Raw genomic sequence first — 15,947 nt, 5'->3', positions numbered from 1 at the left:
CAGGGCGGGTGACGACCCGGCACGGCCCTCCGGCCCGGAGGTGGTGCCGCCGCTGGGGCTGGACCGCCCGGTGCGGCGCTCCCTCGACAGCACCACGTCGGCGGAGGGGCCCGGCCCCGCGCCCACGCCAGGCCGGGCACCGGCCACCCCGAGCCCGGTCCGACTGCCGGTGGTCCCGATGACCCGCCTGCCGTCGCTCGGGCAGGTCACCGTCCAGCGGTCGGCCGTGCCCGACCCCGGCCGGACCACTCCTCAGGACGAGGCACCGCGCCCACGAGTGTTGCCCCTGATCGCCGAACGGCCCCTCGCCACCAACACCGGCACGGGCCTGCCCCAGCCGGTGCAGCGCGCGGCGGCGCGGCGCGTGGTGCGCCCGCAGTGGCCGGGTGCTGGGCGGGAACCGGCTGGTCCGGACCCCGCACCGGCGACCCGGCGACGGGCGGACCCCGGCGCGGGAGGCGGTGCGGGAGGCGGCGTGCCGAAGGCGACCGGTTCCCGTGAGGCGTCCCCGAGGACGCGGTGGTTCGGGCGCTCCGAGGTGAAGCCGGTGGCTCGCGGACCGGTTGGTCCCGACCGGGCATCGCCGGCGGTGAGCCGCCGCAGGTCCGCGAAGCCCGACCCGGTGCAGCGGGGCACGATCCGGAAAAGCGGTCCGACCCCGGCACCAGCGACAGCACCACCCACGGCCGTGCAGCGGGCAACAGCTCCGGAAGCAACCTCGACCACGTACGTCCAGCGGCACACCGACGACCCGCCCGCGCCGGGGAACAGCGGAAGAGCGGTGGTGCGACCGACCCCGCCCCGCCCCCTCGACAGCGGCCCGACACTCCCGCCGATCGCCCACCCGAACCCCGACGGCGCGCCGACGGCTCCGACCCGGCACCGGACCTCCACCGCTCCGGGGCCCATCGCCAAGCCCGTCCCGGTGGTGCGGTGGACGTCGGACGCGGTGGTGCAGCGGACCCGGAACGACCCCGGGACGACCACCCCGCAGCAACGGCCACAGCGACAGCAGCCACAGCAGCAGCCAACGCCGCAGCACCCGGTGAACACACCAGGCCACCAGCCAACCCCACCCCACTCCGCCACTCACCCCGCCACTCATCCCGCCACCCCGCCCCGGACCGAGGAGCGCGGCGACGACGGCAGGCCCGCCGTCCCCCTCGACCTCGACGACCTGGCTCGCAGGCTGCTCGAACCGGTCGGCCGACTGCTGCGCGCCGAGCTGCGCCAGGGCCGCGAGCGCGCCGGCCGACTGCACGACCGCCGCCGCTAGCCCAGGCGCCAGACCCCAGGCCCCGCCCAGGCCGACCCGACCAAGGAGCACCCATGAGCGACGACGTCTTCGCCAGCAGCGTCTTCTTCCGGCTGACCATCGCCGACGACGACCTCGGCATGTTCCACACCTGCGAGGGTCTCGGCGCGCAGGTGGAGGTGGAGCAGTACGCCGAGGGCGGCAACAACGGGTTCACCTGGAGCCTGCCCTCGCGCATCACCTGGTCGAACATCACCCTGACCCGCCCGGTGACCGGCGACTCGACGAAGGTCCTCAAGTGGTTCAACGAGGTCCTCAAGGAGGCCGACCGCGAGGACGGCGAGATCGTCGCGCTGGCCCCCGACCTGACCCCGATCGTCAGCTGGCAGGTCATGGGCATCATCCCGGTCCGCTGGCAGGGCCCCTCCTTCGACCCGAACCAGTCCCAGGCCGCCGTGGAGACGCTGGAGTTCGCCCACGAGGGCCTCCAGGCGTCCAGCGACGACTGAGGCGCGGGCAGCGGGAGGAGGACCGGACCGTGGCAGCGAAGTTCCAGGCCGGCGTCGCCAAGGCGGGCAAGGCCGCGAAGGCGTACTTCGGCTCCGGCCTCGTCAAGGCGCAGCTGGTGATCATGGAACCGCCGGCCAGGAGCGGCGCCAAGCCGGGTGGGCGGCTGGCCACGGTCAAGTTCCAGTTCAACCCCAACCGGTTGTCCCTGAGCAAGAGCGTCGAGTGGCGGCGCAAACCGGCGCGGATGGCGGGCCAGGCGTCACTGCCGGAGTTCGTCGGCAGCGGCCCGCGCTCGTTGAGCGTGGACGTGTTCCTGGACGCGACCTCCGAGCACGACAACTCGGTGGAGGAGGGGGTGGAGAAGCTGATGATCGCCTGCGTGCCCACGAAGGCCAGCCTGCGCAAGAAGAAGCCCGCCAGCCCGTGGGTGCGCTTCGAGTGGGGCACCGCCAAGTCGGTGTCCTTCGACGGCGTGCTGTCGAGCCTGTCGGTGGACTACTCGCTGTTCGACCCGGACGGCAAGCCGCTGCGCGCCACCTGCTCGCTGTCCATCGAGGAGGCGGGGGCCGACACGCCGGGCCAGAACCCGACCTCCGGTTCGCGCGAGGCCCGGCGCACGCACCGGGTGGTCGCCGGGGACAGCCTGCCGCAGCTGGCCTGGCGGGAGTACGGCGACGCCACCGCGTGGCGGATCATCGCCGAGGCCAACGACATCGACGACCCCATGGTCCTGGAGCCCGGCAGGGAGCTGCTGGTCCCGGGCACGGTGGGCGGACCGGAGGAGGAGCGGTGACCACGCCGAACGAGCAGGGCGACAACCTCGCCGCCAGTGCGGTGATCAGCGTGAACGGCAAGGAGCTGCTGGACCGGGCGGGCCTCCTGGTCCGCTGCGTGGTGGACGAGAACGTCGGCCTGCCCGACAGCGCGGTGCTGACCTACCGGGACGACAAGCGGGAGCTGCTCCGGGCCGCCGGGATCTCCATCGGCGATCCGGTGGAGGTGGCGTTCGCGACGTCCGCCGTCACCTCCGCCGAGCGCGTGTTCACCGGGGAGGTCACCGGGCTGGAGCTGGACCACGACGGCACCGGGGTGTTCGTCGTGGTCCGGGCGATGAGCCGGGCGCACCGCCTGCTGCGCGGCCGCAAGGTGCAGGCGTTCCGCAACATGTCCGCGTCGGCGGTCGTGCGGAAGGTCGCGCTCGGCGCCGGGCTGACCGTGGGCAGGCTCGACCTCGCCAACGTCACCTACCGGCACCTCAGCCAGGCGGGCGTGTCGGACTGGGACTTCCTCCAGGTGCTCGCCCAGGAGCACGACGCCGTGGTCCGGGTGGACGCGCGGGGACGCCTGGAGTTCGTCGAGCTCCAGCCCGCGAGCAAGGCGCCGAAGGCGTCGGCGGCGGGCGACCCGCACGTGCTGAGGTTCGGTGACAATACCGTGGCGCTGCGCGCCGTGCTCACCGGCACCGACCAGGCCAACGGCGTCGAGGTGCGCAGCTGGGACGTCGCCGCCAAGGCGGCGCTGGTCGCGGTGCAGCCCAACACCCCGAGCCGGACCGTCAAGCCCGGCCTGAGCGCGGGCGAGGCGAACGCGAGGTTCCCCACCAAGGCGCCCCTGCTGGTCACCGACACCCCCTACGCCACCCAGGCCGAGGCGACCCGCGCGGCGCGCTCGCTGGAGGCGTCCACCAGCGCCGGGTTCGGCGAGCTGGAGGCCGTGGTCAACGGCAGCCCCCGGCTCCGCGCGGGCGACCCCGTGTCGGTCGCGGACTACGGCGAGGACTTCAACGGCACCTACACCGCGACCGGCGCGCGCCACGTGCTGGACCCCGAGACCGGCTACTACACCACGCTGACGGTCAGCGCTTCGCCCGACCGGTCCCTGGCCGGCCTGGTCGCGGGCGGCAGCGCGCCCGCCCGCGGCCCGCGGATGCCCGGCCTGGCCACCGCGGTCGTCACCGACATCAAGGAGCCCGGCCGGGACCAGCGCGGCTGGGTGCGCCTGAGGTTCCCGTGGCTGGACGACAAATACGTCACCGACTGGGTCCGCACCGTGCAGTGGGGCGGCGTCGGCGGCGGCGGGGTGTTCAGCCCCGAGGTCGACGACGAGGTGCTGGTGGGGTTCGAGCAGGGCAGCCTGGACCGCCCCTACGTGATCGGCGGGCTCTACAACGGGGTCGACAAGCCCTCGCCGCACGGCCGCCCGCTGGTGGACCGGATGCGCGGCAAGGTCAACCGCCGGTCCGTGGCCGCCCGCAACGGCAACCGGCTGGAGCTGCTGGACAGCCCGGCCCAGTCGGGCCTGAGGCTGGTCACCGGCGACGAGCGGCTGGAGGTCGTGCTCGACGACAAGCTCAACCGGATCGGCGTGTCCGTGCGCGGTCCCCGGGGCGCCGGGGTGATCAGCTCGCTGACGATGGACGCCGCCGGCATCACCATCGACGCGGGGATGGGCGTGCTCACGCTCAAGGGCAGCTTCATCAGGCTCAACTGACCACGTGAGGAGAGTGCCACCATGCCCCCGGTACCCGTCGCCCGACAGGGCGACAAGACCTCCCACGGAGGCACGATCGGTCCGCCGGTCGGCCCCGCGGCGGCCAGGCTGCTCACGGTGCTGGTCGAGGGCAGGCCCGTCGCCGCGGTCGGCGGCGTGCACGCGTGCGTCAAGCCGCCGGACCCCCTGCTGGGGCCGGGCAACCTCGTCATCCCGGACCCGCCGGTGCCGCCCCGCACGGTGCTCGTCGCGGGCCTGCCCGTCGCGCTGATCGGCGACCGCACCACGTGCGGGGCCAAGATCGTGCCGCGCCTCGGCACGGTGCGGGTCGGGGGCCTGCTGTGAGCGCCGACTTCGTCGGCCGCGGCTGGGGCTTCCCGCTGCGGGTCGGCCCCACCGGCGGCATCGGCATGGTCGACCGCGACCAGGAGGTCCAGGAGGCCATCCGGCTGGTCCTGGGCACCGCGCCGGGCGAGCGCCCGATGCGGCCGGAGTTCGGCTGCGGCATCCACGACCTGGTGTTCGCCGCGGCCGACGGCGCGACCGCCGGGCACGTCTCGCGCGAGGTGCGCGCCGCGCTAGACCGCTGGGAGCCGCGCATCGACGTGGCCGACGTGGTGGTGGCCTTCGACTCGGTCGACGTCGGCACGCTCTACATCGACATCCGCTACACCGTGAAGTCCACCAACGACCAGCGCAACCTGGTCTTCCCGTTCTACACGATCCCGTCCGAGGAAGGGGAGGCCGACTGATGGCGATCCCGGCGCCCAACCTGGACGACCGGCGCTTCCAGCAGTTCGTGGACGAGGCCAAGCGCTACGTCCAGCAGAGCTGTCCGGAGTGGACGGACCACAACGTGTCCGACCCCGGCGTCACGCTCATCGAGACCTTCGCGCACATGGTCGACCAGCTGGTCTACCGGCTCAACCGGGTGCCGGAGAAGAACTACCTGGCGTTCCTCGACCTGCTGGGCGTGCGGCTGTTCCCGCCGACGGCGGCCCGCGCGCGGGTGACGTTCTGGCTGTCCGCGCCGCAGGCGGAGACCGTGTCGCTGCCCGCGGGCACCGAGGTGGCGACGGTGAGCACCGAGTTCGCCGAGGCCACCGTGTTCGCCACCGCCGGGGAACTGCCGATCGTGCCCTGCGGGCTGGCGCGCCTGGTCACCCGCTCGGCCGCGGGCGAGCACGCCGACCGCACGCGCGACCTGGAGGCGGGCCAGGACGTGCCGTGCTTCCAGCCCGCGCCCGCGCCCGGCGACGCCACCCTGTTCGGGCTGAGCGCCGCGGTGCCGAACTGCGCGGTGGTGCTGAGGCTGGAGAGCCGCGTCGAGGGCATCGGCGTCGACCCCCGGCAGCCCCCGCTGGTGTGGGAGGCGTGGGACGGCGCGGACTGGGCCGCCTGCGAGGTCGACGAGGACGGCACCGGCGGTCTCAACCGGCCGGGCGAGGTCGTGCTGCACGTCCCCGGCGGGCACACCACCTCGGTGGTCGCCGGGCACCGCGCGGGCTGGCTGCGCTGCCGGGTCACCGAGCCGGTGCCCGGCCAGCCGTTCTACTCCGGGTCGCCGACGGTCCGCGAGGCCGAGGTCTACACCATCGGCGGCACCACCACCGCCGAGCACGCCGAGACCGAGGTGGACGTGCCGCTCGGCGAGTCCGCCGGCGTGCCCGGCCAGCGGTTCCGCGTGCCCAGGGCCCCGGTGCTGCTCGACGGTGACCCGGTGGTCGTCCAGGTCGCCGCGGGCGAGGGCTGGGAGGACTGGTCGGTCGTCGAGGACTTCGGCGCGTCCGGCCCCGACGACCGGCACGTGGTGCTCGACGCGTCGAGCGGCGAGTTCCTGTTCCCACCGGCGGTGCGGGAGGCGGACGGGACGCTGCGCCGCCACGGCGCGGTGCCGCCCAAGGGCGCGGCGCTGCGGGTGCCGCGCTACCGCACCGGCGGCGGCCGGTCGGGCAACGTCGCGCGGCGGGCCATCTCGGTGCTGCGCAGCTCGGTGCCCTACCTCTCGGCGGTGGAGAACCGCGAGGCCGCGACCGGCGGCGTGGACGCGGAGACGGTGCCCGAGGCGAAGCTGCGCGCGCCCCAGCAGCTGCGGGTGCAGGACCGCGCGGTGACCGCCGAGGACCACGAGCTGATCGCCCGGCAGGCCGCGCCGTCGCTGGCGCGCGTGCGCTGCCTGCCGGTGGAGGGCGAGGTGGGCGCGGCGCGGGTGCTGGTGGTGCCCGACGCGGTGGCCGACGAGGGCGACCGGTTGCGGTTCGAGCAGCTGCTGCCCTCCGACGAGGTGCTGGCCGCGGTCGCCCGCCGGTTGGACGAGCGGCGCCTGCTGGGCACCCGGCTGGTCGTGGAGCCGCCGCGCTACCAGGGTTTGACGGTGGTGGCCCGGCTCACCGCGACCGACGTCGACCGGGCGCGCGAGGACGCCCTGGCCGCGCTGTACCGGTACCTCGACCCGCTGCGCGGCGGGCCGGGGGGGACCGGGTGGGGCTTCGGGCGGCCGGTGCAGTTCGGCGAGGTGTTCTCGGTGCTCCAGGCGGTGCCCGGGGTGCGGCTGGTGGAGGAGATCCGGATGTTCCCGGCGAACCCGATCACCGGGGCGCGCGGCACCCCGGTGGACCGGCTGGAGGTCGCGCCCAACGCGCTGGTGTTCTCCCACCAGCACCAGGTCGTGGTCGGTGCGCCGTGACCAGGGCCGCGCTGCCGGAGCTGCCGAGCAGGCACCCGCTGGGGGAGATGCTGCCCGCGCTGTTCGCGGGCGACGACCTCGCGCAGCGGTTCACCGCCGGGCTGGACGCCGTGCTGTCGGCGGTGCTGTCCACGCTGGACAACCTGCCCGCCTACCTGGACCCGGCGCTGGCGCCGGAGGACTTCCTGGCGTGGCTGTCGTCGTGGGTGGCGGCCGGGCTGGACCCGGCCTGGCCGGAGCCGCTGCGGCGCGCCCTGGTGCGGCGGGCGGTGGAGCTGCACCGGCGGCGCGGCACGGTGTCCGGGCTGGTGGATCGGCTGGAGCTGGCGCTGGGGGTGCGCGCGGAGGTGGCCGACGGACCCGGGGTGGGCTGGTCGGGCACGCCGGACGGGCCGCTGCCGGGTCCGGCGGTGGGGGTGGTCGTGGTGCGGGTGTGGGCGGGGTCGTCCGGCCCGGTGGACCGGGGTCGGGTCGAGGCGCTGGTGGAGGCGGTGTGCCCGGTGCACGTCAGGTGCGTGGTCGAGGTGCTGGACGGGCCGCCCGGGGGTGAGGGGGGATGACCGTGCGCTCGTGCCCCCAGTGCGGGGCGTCCGTCCAGGACGGCGACGAGTTCTGCGGCAACTGCGGGACCTACCTGGGGTGGTCGGCGGGTGGGGCCGCGGTGGCGGGGGCCGGGCGGGGTGTGGCGGCCGGGCGGGAACCGGGGGCCGAGCAGGGCCCGGCCGCCGAGCTGGGCCCGGCCGCCGCGCGGGAACTCGCCACCGGCCCGGAACCGGCGGCTCGGCGGTGGGCCGGGACCGGGCGTGGTCCCGCGCCGGCGCGGGACCACGCGGGCGGGTCCGGTCAACCCGAGGCCGATCGGGTGGCGGGGGCTGATCGGGCTGCGGGGGACAACCGGGCCGCGGGGGACAACCGGGTTGCGGGCGGTGACCGGGCGGCGGGGGACAACCGGGCGGCGGGGGCCGATCGGGCTCCAGAGGACGACCGGGTGGCGGAGGGCCTGGCCGCCGTGCAGGACCTGGTCGCCGGGCGGACCCCACCGGTCGAGGATTTCCTGGCGGGCGGCGTGGAATCGCTGTCGGACGGGGCGCGGGCGGGTTCGGCGGCCGGTGTCGGACCGGCGGTCGGGGAGTCGGCCGCCACCCGGCCGGGCCTGTGGGCCCGCTGGCGGGCCTGGGTGCGGTCCCGGTTCGGGAAGGACCCGGGCGCGACCGCCGACCAGGGCACCGGAGCCGCGTCCGTGCCGACGGACTCGGCGGACGCGGCCCGGGTCCGGACTGGCGCCGGGTCGGCGGCCGTGGTCGCGGCGGGGCCCTCGGACGTGGTGCTGGGACCGGTGCTGCCGGGCCGGCCGGAGGCCAAGCGCCCGCTGCCCAGCACCGGCCCCGGGGTCGCGGTGGACGGCCCGCCGTGCCCGGTGTGCGGCACCACCAACCCACCGGGCCGGAGGTTCTGCCGCCGGTGCGCCACCCCGCTGCTGCCGGCCGGACCGGCGACGCGGGCCGCGCGCCGCCGTGGGCGGCCGCGGCGGCGCGGCGACACCTCCCGGTGGTTGCGCAGGCTGGCCGCGCTGCTCGTGGTCGCCGCGCTGGTGGTCGCCGGGGTCCTGTTCGCCCCGAGGGCGGTGGGGCTGTTCGAGGACCTGCGCGACCGGCTGGCGAAGCCCGCGCCGATCGCGCCCGCGCGCACCTCGGCCACCGCCGAGGTGCCCGACCACCCGGCCGCCGCCGCGGTGGACGGGCTGTCGAACCGGTACTGGGGCGCGCCCGCCGTGGGCGACGCGGTCGAGTTCACCTTCGACCGGCCGTTCCGGCTGCTGTCGGTGGTCGTGCACACGGGTGCCTCGGCGCAGCCCGAGCAGTTCCGCGAGCAGGCCCGGCCCACCGCCCTGGACGTGGTGGTGACCAGCGCCGGCGGCGTCACCCGCACGATCGCGGTGGCGCTGAACGACCAGCCGGGCCCGCAGCGCACCGACACGGGCATCAGCGACGTCGTGGCGGTGCGCCTGGTCGTGACGTCCGCCGCCGGGTTGGGCGCCGGCCGGCACGTCGCGCTGGGCGAGGTCGAGTTCTTCCGCCGCCCGTGACCGCGGTCGGCGCGCAGGGGTTGACGCAGAGGGTTGACGCACGGAGGGAGCACACGTGGACATCGCAGTGGTCACCGGCTCGGCCGGGCTGGTCGGCGGCGAGGCGGTCCGGCGGTTCGCGCCGAGGTTCGACCTGGTCGTCGGCCTGGACAACGGGATGCGGCAGGAGTTCTTCGGCCCGGCCGGGTCGGTGGCGCGCGGCCTGGCCGAGGTCCGGCGCGTCGAGAACTACCGGCACCACTCGGTGGACGTGCGCGACCGGGCGGCCGTGGACGGGGTCCTGCGCACCCTGGGTGCCGACGTGCGGCTGGTGGTGCACGCGGCCGGGCAGCCGAGCCGGGCGTGGTCCGCCCGGCAGCCGCTGGTCGACTTCGCGGTCAACGCCGTGGGCGCGCTCACCGTGCTGGACTCGGTCCGGCGGCACTGCGGCGAGGCGGTGTTCGCCCTGGTCTCCGCCGCCCAGGTGTACGGCGACGTGCCGGACGCGCTGCCCCTGGTGGAGACCGCGACCCGGTGGGAGCTGGACCCGGCCCACCCGTTCCACGAGCACGGCGTGGACGAGTCGATCCGGCTCGACCGGGCCGACCGCGCGTTCCTCGGGGTGTCGAAGCTGTCGGCCGACCTCGCCGCGCAGGAGCACGGCCGCCAGTTGGGCATGAAGGTCGGCGTGTTCCGGTGCGGCAGCGTCACCGGTCCCGGCCAGGCTGGCGTGCCGGAGCACGGCTTCGTGTCGCACCTGGTGCGCAGCGCCGTGCGCGGGGCACCCTACCCGGTGGTCGGCCACGGCGGCAAGCAGGTGCGCGACGTGCTGGACGCCCGCGACCTGGTGGACGCGCTGTGGGAGTTCTCCCTGGACCCCCGACCCGGCGAGGTCTACCACCTGGGCGGCGGGCGGGAGCGCGCCGCCTCGGTGCTGGAGCTGATCGCCCGCTACGAGCACCTGACGGGCGTGGAGGTGCGGTTCGACTACTCGCCCCGGCCCCGCTTCGCCGACCCCCGGTGGTGGATCAGCGACACCCGCAAGTTCCGGCGCGACTACCCGGGCTGGTCGCCCGCGCACGACCTGGACGACGTGCTGTCGACCCTGCACCGGCACTGGAGCGGGGTGCAGGAGGTCGTCGCCCCGGGGTGAACCGCGCCGGGGTGCGCGAGGGCGCCGACCTTGCGCAACTCCGGGAACACCCCCTTGACCAGGAGATCTTGCGGGGTGTTGAGTGATCGGCGGGCCCCTCTCCGCGCCCCCTCCATGCCGTCCGGGCTTCGTGAAGAAGTTTTGTAGACGCGTTTGAGAGCACGTGAAGCCACGCCTTCCACACTCGAAATCGGGGAAGCGGACCTGTGGGAGGCAGCGGTGGAACGAGTGCGGGTCGTCGTCCAGTCGGCGGATCACCTGAGCATGGCCGGCTTGACCAGCTACCTCGGCTCGCGGGCCGAGATCGTGGTCCTGGAGTGGGACCAGCGGGCGCGCGCCGACGTGGTCGTGGTCGCCGTCGACCGGATCGGCCCCGAGGTGCTGGCGGGCCTGCGCCGGGTCGCCGCCGACGCGGCCGCGCCGATGGTCCTGGTCCTCGACGAGGTGGGGGAGAAGGACGTGCTCGCCGCCGTGGAGTGCCGGGTGGTGGCCATCCTGCCCCGCAGCGCCGCCACCGGGGAGCGGGTGCTGCGCAGCGTCCTGGCGGCCGCCTCGGGCGGTGGAGTGATGCCGCCGAGCCTGGTGGCGGAGCTGCTCAAGCACGTGGAACGCCTCCAGCGGGAGCTGATCTCGCCGGACGCGAGCGTGCCGAAGCTGACGCCGCGCGAGGCGGACGTGCTGCGGTTGATGGCCGACGGCCTGGACACCGCCGAGATCGCCAGCAGGCTGTGCTACTCGGAGCGCACGATCAAGAACGTCTTCTACGGGTTGACCACCCGGCTCAACCTGCGCAACCGGCCGCACGCGGTCGCCTACGCACTGCGGAAGGGGATGATCTGAAGTGGACGAGACCCTGGTGGCGGAACGGGACCGGGCCAGGCTGCGCCGGGTGGTGGACCAGGTGCGGCGGGGGTTGAGGGGAGCGTCCGGCGCGCGTGGTGGCCGGTCGGAGACGGGCTGGGTGATGTCGGCGGACGGCGTGATCGGCGCTCCGGCGGGGGACGAGTAGACACCCCTGGCCGGGGTGAACCGGGGGTGCGCCGGAGGGCCGCGCGGTGGGACGCGGTCCAACCGCCCCCGGAAGCCGTGCCCGACGTCGACCACGCCCGGTGCCGGCCGTGTCAGGAGCCGGCCGTGTCAGGAGCCGGCCGTGTCAGGTTCCGCCGCGCCAGGTTCTCGTCGGGCGAGGTGCCGGCCGCGTGCGGGACCGGCCGGGCCGACCCGGCGTCAGCCGACCCGGGCGGTGGCCCGACGAACGTCCCACGCCGCGCCCAGGTCGCGGTAGAGCCCGATGGCTTCGCGCAACGCCACGCCCGCCTCAGACCCGCGCCGACCCCGGGCCAGCAGGACCGCGCGGTCCTCCAGCGTCTGCGCCAGCTCGAACACCCGCCCCACCGAGCGGTAGTGCGCGGCGACCTCGGCGAGCCCGTCCGCGTCCTCCGCCAGCACGCAGCGGCAGCGCCGCGCGGCGGCGGCCGCCCTCGCCTCGGTCGACTCCCGCGCCGCCTCGGCCTCGCACGCCTCCGCCGCGGCCCGCGCCGTCGCCCGGTCGCCACCGTCCAGCGCGATCCGGACCAGCTCGGGCAACCACTGGTGCCGCAGCATCATCTGCGCGTAGCGGGTGTCGAGGATGCCGCCCAGCAGGTCGACCGCCTCGGCGTGGTTCCCGTCCCGGTAGGACGCCGTGGCCCGCGCCGCCACCAGGAAGTCGCAGTTCTCCCGGTTCGCCGCGGTCACCATCGGCACCGTGAGCCCGGCGTGCAGGTGCCGCCTCAGCGCGGGCCCGTCGTCGCGGTGCGCGGCGATCAGCGCGGCGACGCCGTGCAGCAGCACCAGCCCGCCCTCACGCAGCCCGAACCCGGTGATGCCGGAGTCGTCCCCGAGCACCGCGCCGAGCCGGTCCACCGCCTCGTCCCACCCGCCGAGCCAGAACCGGTGCACCGACGCGCCGACCTGGAGGGCCGCCACGGGCGCGCCGTGCCCGGCCACCTCGAACGCCAGCCGCAGCGTGTCGGTCGCCTCGTCCAGCCGGTCCAGGCACTGGAGCGTGAACACGCGGTTGTCCAGCAGCACCAGCCTCAGGTCGGTCAGGCTGAGGTCGGTGCCCACCACGTCCAGCGCCCGGTCCAGGTAGCCGAGCGCGCTCACGTAGTCGCGGCGGGCCGCGTCCACCTGCCAGAGCACCTCCAGGGACTGCCCGATGGCGAACGGGTCGGCCCCGCGCTCGCCCGCCTCGATGGACTCGCGCGCGCTCGCCGCCGCCGCGTCGAGGTCGTCGAGCCCGGCGCGCTGCACCAGCGCCTGCAACGACAGCAGCCGGGCCCGCCACGCGTCCGGCAGCACCGGGTCGGCCAGCGCCTCCCGCAGCGAGGCCAGCGCCTCCTCCGGCCGCGACGCGCGGAAGGGCCCGTAGGCCATCGTCCACCGCGCCTCGGCGATCCGGTCCGGGTCGCGCAGCCGCGGCAGGGCCTGCCGGGCGTGGTGCTCGGCCTCGACGTCGCGGCCGATCCGGAACAGCACGGTGCTCAGGTTCGCGCGCAACGTCGCGGCGTGCTCGTCGGGCACCGCCGTGGACCGTAGCGCCCGCTGGAGCAGCTCGACCGCCACCAGCGGCGCCTCGTAGACCAGCGCGGGCGCGCGGGCCAGCAGCCAGTCCACCACCCACGACCCGGCGTCGCCGGGCGCGGCCAGCAGCTGCTCGGCCACGTGGTCGACCGGCGCGCCGGCCCGCGCGAGCGCCTGCGCGGCCTGCTGGTGCAGCGCGTTGCGCAGCGCCGCGGGCGTGCCCTCGTACAGCGCCTGCCGCAGCACCGGGTGCCGGAAGGCGATGCGGTGCCCGGCGTCGCGCAGCACCCCCGCCGCGGCGGCGTCCTCGAACGCGGGCACCAGCTCCGGCACCGGGCGGCCCAGCACGATCGCCAGGTCGTCGACCGCGAACTCACCGCCCAGCAGCGCGGCCCACCGCAGCACCTCGCGCGTCGGGGTGGCCACGAAGTCGAGGCGCCCGCCGACCGCCGACACCAGCGATCCCGGCGCCCGGTCGAAGGCGTGCTCGCGCGCCTCGGCCACCCCGGTGCCGACCACCACGAGCCGCTCGCGCAGCAGCGCGTCCGCGACCTCGCGCACGTACAGCGGGTTGCCGCCCGCCCGCGCGGCGATCTCGCGCAGCCCCGGTCCGGGCGGCGCGCCGACCAGCCCGGCGACCATGCCCGCCACGTCCGCCTCGCCCAGCGGCGCCAGGTCCAGCACCGCGCCGCCGGTGGACTCCGCGACGCGCCGGAGCCGGGCCACCTCCGGCCGGTTCGGCACCGGTCGCGCCGAGCCCACCAGCAGCAGCGGCAGGCGCCGGGTCAGCGCGCCGAGCCGGTGCCACACCTCGGTGCTGCCCTCGTCGGCCCACTGGAGGTCGTCCAGCGCCAGCACCAGCGGGCCGTCCGCGCAGAGCTGCTCCACCAGGGCGACCAGCCGGTCCACCCCGCCCGTGACCGGGTCGCCGTCCGCGAAGATCGACCCGACCGGCTGCCGCTCGCGCAGCGCCCGCGCCACGGCCGCGCGCCGCGGTTCGGTGGCGGTGGTGTCGACGCCCAGGGCGTCCTGCGCGAGCCGGAGCGGGAAGCGGCGGTCCAGCTCGTCGGCGACGGCGTGGGCGACGGGGTGCCCGGCCGTCCCGACCCGCGCCAGCACCGCGGCCAGCAGCGCCGACTTGCCGATGCCCATCTCGCCCTCGACCCACAGCGCCCGGCCGCGCCCGGCGGACAGCTCGTCGACCGCGCGCGCGACCTCGGCCAGCTCCGCGTCGCGGCCGTGCAGGACCGGCTCGTCGACCACGGCGGCGGTCGTCGGCTCCGGGTGGTGGGGGAGGACGTGGCCGGTCGTGGACGCCCGCGGTGGCGCGGTGCGCGGGGCGGTGGGCCCACCGCCCGTGCCGGTGAGCACCAGCCGCTGCGCGGCGCGCAGCCCCGGTCCCGGTTCCACGCCCAGCTCGGCGGCCAGCACCCGGCGGGCGTCGCGGAACACCTCCAGCGCCTCCGCGCCGCGCCCGCCGCGGTGCAGGGCCAGCACCAGCAGCTCGCGCGCCCGCTCCCGCAGCGGCTCCTCGACGACCAGCGCGCCGAGCTCGGCGATCACGTCGGTGTGCGCGCCGACGGCCAGGGCGGCCTCGGCGCGCAGCTCCCGGGCGGTGGTGCGCTCCGCGGTCAGCTCGCGCCGCCGGGTCTCGGCGAAGGGCCCGCTCAGACCCGCCAGCGCCTCGCCCCGCCACAGCTCCACGGCCGAGTCCAGCGAGTCGAGCGCGGCCTCGGCGTCGCCCTCGGCCAGCCGGCGCTGCCCCCGCGCGCGCAGCGCCCGGAACCCGGCCAGGTCCGAGGCGGCCGGGTCCCAGCGCAGCCGGTAGCCCGAGCCGGTGGACTCCAGCAGTCGCGAGGCCACCCCCCGGGCGCGGTCGGGCTCCAGGGCTCTGCGCAGCAACGAGATGTAGGTGTGGACGCTGCCCTCCGCGGTGGCCGGCGCGTCCTGCCCCCACACGCCCGCGACCAGTTCGTCACGCCGCACCACCAGACCCGTGCGCAGCGCGAGCATCGCGAACACCGCCCGGGGACGCGCCGAGCCCAGCGGCACCTCCCGGTCCCCGACCCACGCGCGCACCGGCCCCAGCACGTCCAACCGCAACGACGTCATCCCGTCCCCTCCCCAAGGCTCCCCGATCGCGCGGTGCGCCCCGCTCCCGCACCGCCACCGCCCTCCCCGTCCCGCCGCCGCCCCCGTCCCTCCCCGAAGTCCTTCAGGCGGCGTGGCACAACCACACCGCGGCCCGCCGCGCGTCCCACTCAGCGCCGAAGCCGCGGTAGAGCGCCACGGCCTCCTGCGCCGCCGCGCCCGCCGCCCCGCCGTCACCCAGCTCGCCCAGCAGCACGGCGGCGTCCTCCAGCGACTCGGCCAGCTCCACCGGCCGCCCCGCCCCCCGGTACCGCGCCGCCGCGTCGAGCACCGGGGCGGGGTCGCGGTCCACCAGTCCCCGGCAGCGCAGCGCCACCGCGACCGCCCGCGGGTCCGCCCGCGCCCGCTCGACCGCGCGCGCGGCCAGGTGGTGGTCGTCCGCCAGCAGCGCCAGCCGCGTGAGCGAGGGGAGCCAGGGGTGCTCGGGCGCGATCCGGTGGGCGGCCAACACCCCGGACAGCGCCACGACCGCGTCGTCCACGCGCCCGTCGCGCTCGGCGAGGGCGGCCTCGGCGGCGGCCAGGTAGTCGTCCAGGAACTCGTCGCGCTGCCCGGCCGCGACGCGCAGGTGCCGCAGCGCCACGTCCACCCGGTCCTGGCGGGCGGCGATGAGCGCGGCCACGCCGTGCGCGGGCGGCACGGGCCCCCGGTCGCGCGGCCACGGACCGGGCGCGGGCTCCCGGTGGGCGTCGACCAGGGCGAGCGCGTCCGCCCAGCGCCCGCGCCAGTAGTCCTGCGTCGCGGCGGCGTGGTGGGGCCGCGCCACGCGCAGCAGCCGGTCGGCCTCGGTCAGCCGGTCGAGGTGCCGGAGGGTCAGCACCTTGTCGCCCACCAGGTCCGCGTGGACCTCCGGCTCGACCGCGACGGCCAGGGCGAGGTCGACCTGCCGCAGCGCCTCCGGGTGGTCGCGGTGCGCGGTGGCGATCCGCCACAGCCCGCGCCGGGCCTGGGCCGCGGCGAAGTCGTCGCGCACCTCCCGCGCCAGCCGCAGCGCGCGGTCCGCGGCGGCGCTCGCCTCGTCGCCGGGCAGCACGCCCGCCGCCAGCGCCGCCACCCGCGCCCGCCAGACCGG

The 15,947-nt window shown here is 76.5% G+C and carries 13 protein-coding genes and 1 pseudogene; 12 read left to right on the top strand and 2 right to left on the bottom strand.

The window, feature by feature from the left end; genetic code table 11:
* Window positions 1-1,045: 1,045 nt before the first annotated feature.
* The 12 genes from ACFP3R_RS23310 to ACFP3R_RS23255 all read left to right on the top strand — a co-directional run bounded on the left by ACFP3R_RS23310 (window position 1,046) and on the right by ACFP3R_RS23255 (window position 11,168).
* Window positions 1,046-1,276, top strand: a complete 231-nt coding sequence (locus tag ACFP3R_RS23310) for a hypothetical protein (RefSeq protein ID WP_380638504.1) — start codon at window positions 1,046-1,048, stop codon at window positions 1,274-1,276.
* A 53-nt stretch (window positions 1,277-1,329) separates the two neighbouring features.
* Window positions 1,330-1,764 (top strand): phage tail protein, encoded by a 435-nt coding sequence (locus ACFP3R_RS23305; RefSeq protein WP_380638503.1) that lies wholly within the window; start codon window positions 1,330-1,332, stop codon window positions 1,762-1,764.
* 29 nt (window positions 1,765-1,793) lie between these two features.
* A complete protein-coding gene (locus tag ACFP3R_RS23300; protein ID WP_380638502.1) occupies window positions 1,794-2,558 on the top strand; it encodes a CIS tube protein in 765 nt (254 codons plus the stop codon).
* Window positions 2,555-4,255 carry a VgrG-related protein gene (locus tag ACFP3R_RS23295; protein WP_380638501.1) on the top strand — a complete coding sequence of 567 codons (1,701 nt, stop codon included), beginning with the start codon at window positions 2,555-2,557 and terminating at the stop codon, window positions 4,253-4,255. The genes ACFP3R_RS23300 and ACFP3R_RS23295 overlap by 4 nt, the downstream gene beginning before the upstream one ends.
* Before the next feature lie 21 nt (window positions 4,256-4,276).
* Window positions 4,277-4,600, top strand: coding sequence for a PAAR domain-containing protein (locus ACFP3R_RS23290; RefSeq protein ID WP_380638500.1), 324 nt, complete (start codon window positions 4,277-4,279; stop codon window positions 4,598-4,600).
* Window positions 4,597-5,007: a GPW/gp25 family protein gene (locus tag ACFP3R_RS23285; RefSeq protein ID WP_380638499.1), complete on the top strand. Its 411-nt coding sequence runs from the start codon at window positions 4,597-4,599 to the stop codon at window positions 5,005-5,007. The genes ACFP3R_RS23290 and ACFP3R_RS23285 overlap by 4 nt, the downstream gene beginning before the upstream one ends.
* Window positions 5,007-6,941 carry a putative baseplate assembly protein gene (locus tag ACFP3R_RS23280; protein WP_380638498.1) on the top strand — a complete coding sequence of 645 codons (1,935 nt, stop codon included), beginning with the start codon at window positions 5,007-5,009 and terminating at the stop codon, window positions 6,939-6,941. The genes ACFP3R_RS23285 and ACFP3R_RS23280 overlap by 1 nt, the downstream gene beginning before the upstream one ends.
* Window positions 6,938-7,501, top strand: coding sequence for a phage tail protein (locus tag ACFP3R_RS23275; RefSeq protein WP_380638497.1), 564 nt, complete (start codon window positions 6,938-6,940; stop codon window positions 7,499-7,501). The genes ACFP3R_RS23280 and ACFP3R_RS23275 overlap by 4 nt, the downstream gene beginning before the upstream one ends.
* Window positions 7,498-9,027, top strand: a complete 1,530-nt coding sequence (locus tag ACFP3R_RS23270; protein WP_380638496.1) for an NADase-type glycan-binding domain-containing protein — start codon at window positions 7,498-7,500, stop codon at window positions 9,025-9,027. The genes ACFP3R_RS23275 and ACFP3R_RS23270 overlap by 4 nt, the downstream gene beginning before the upstream one ends.
* A 55-nt stretch (window positions 9,028-9,082) precedes the next feature.
* Entirely contained in the window at window positions 9,083-10,159 is a 1,077-nt protein-coding gene (locus tag ACFP3R_RS23265) for an NAD-dependent epimerase/dehydratase family protein (RefSeq protein ID WP_380638495.1), read from the top strand.
* A 219-nt stretch (window positions 10,160-10,378) separates the two neighbouring features.
* Window positions 10,379-10,999, top strand: coding sequence for a response regulator transcription factor (locus tag ACFP3R_RS23260; protein WP_380638494.1), 621 nt, complete (start codon window positions 10,379-10,381; stop codon window positions 10,997-10,999).
* Window position 11,000: 1 nt separating this feature from the next.
* Window positions 11,001-11,168, top strand: coding sequence for a hypothetical protein (locus ACFP3R_RS23255; protein WP_380638493.1), 168 nt, complete (start codon window positions 11,001-11,003; stop codon window positions 11,166-11,168).
* A 218-nt stretch (window positions 11,169-11,386) separates the two neighbouring features.
* On the opposite strand, the gene ACFP3R_RS23250 is transcribed toward ACFP3R_RS23255, so the two are convergent.
* Together ACFP3R_RS23250 and ACFP3R_RS23245 are read right to left on the bottom strand one after the other, a co-directional pair.
* Window positions 11,387-14,836: a BTAD domain-containing putative transcriptional regulator gene (locus ACFP3R_RS23250; RefSeq protein ID WP_380638492.1), complete on the bottom strand. Its 3,450-nt coding sequence runs from the start codon at window positions 14,834-14,836 to the stop codon at window positions 11,387-11,389.
* Window positions 14,837-14,939: 103 nt separating this feature from the next.
* Window positions 14,940-15,947: pseudogene (locus tag ACFP3R_RS23245) on the bottom strand (hypothetical protein); the annotation flags it as partial.

It is taken from the genome of Saccharothrix lopnurensis, assembly GCF_042658445.1.
GTDB lineage: Bacteria > Actinomycetota > Actinomycetes > Mycobacteriales > Pseudonocardiaceae > Actinosynnema > Actinosynnema lopnurensis.
This window is presented reverse-complemented; position numbering and strand designations above follow the sequence as displayed.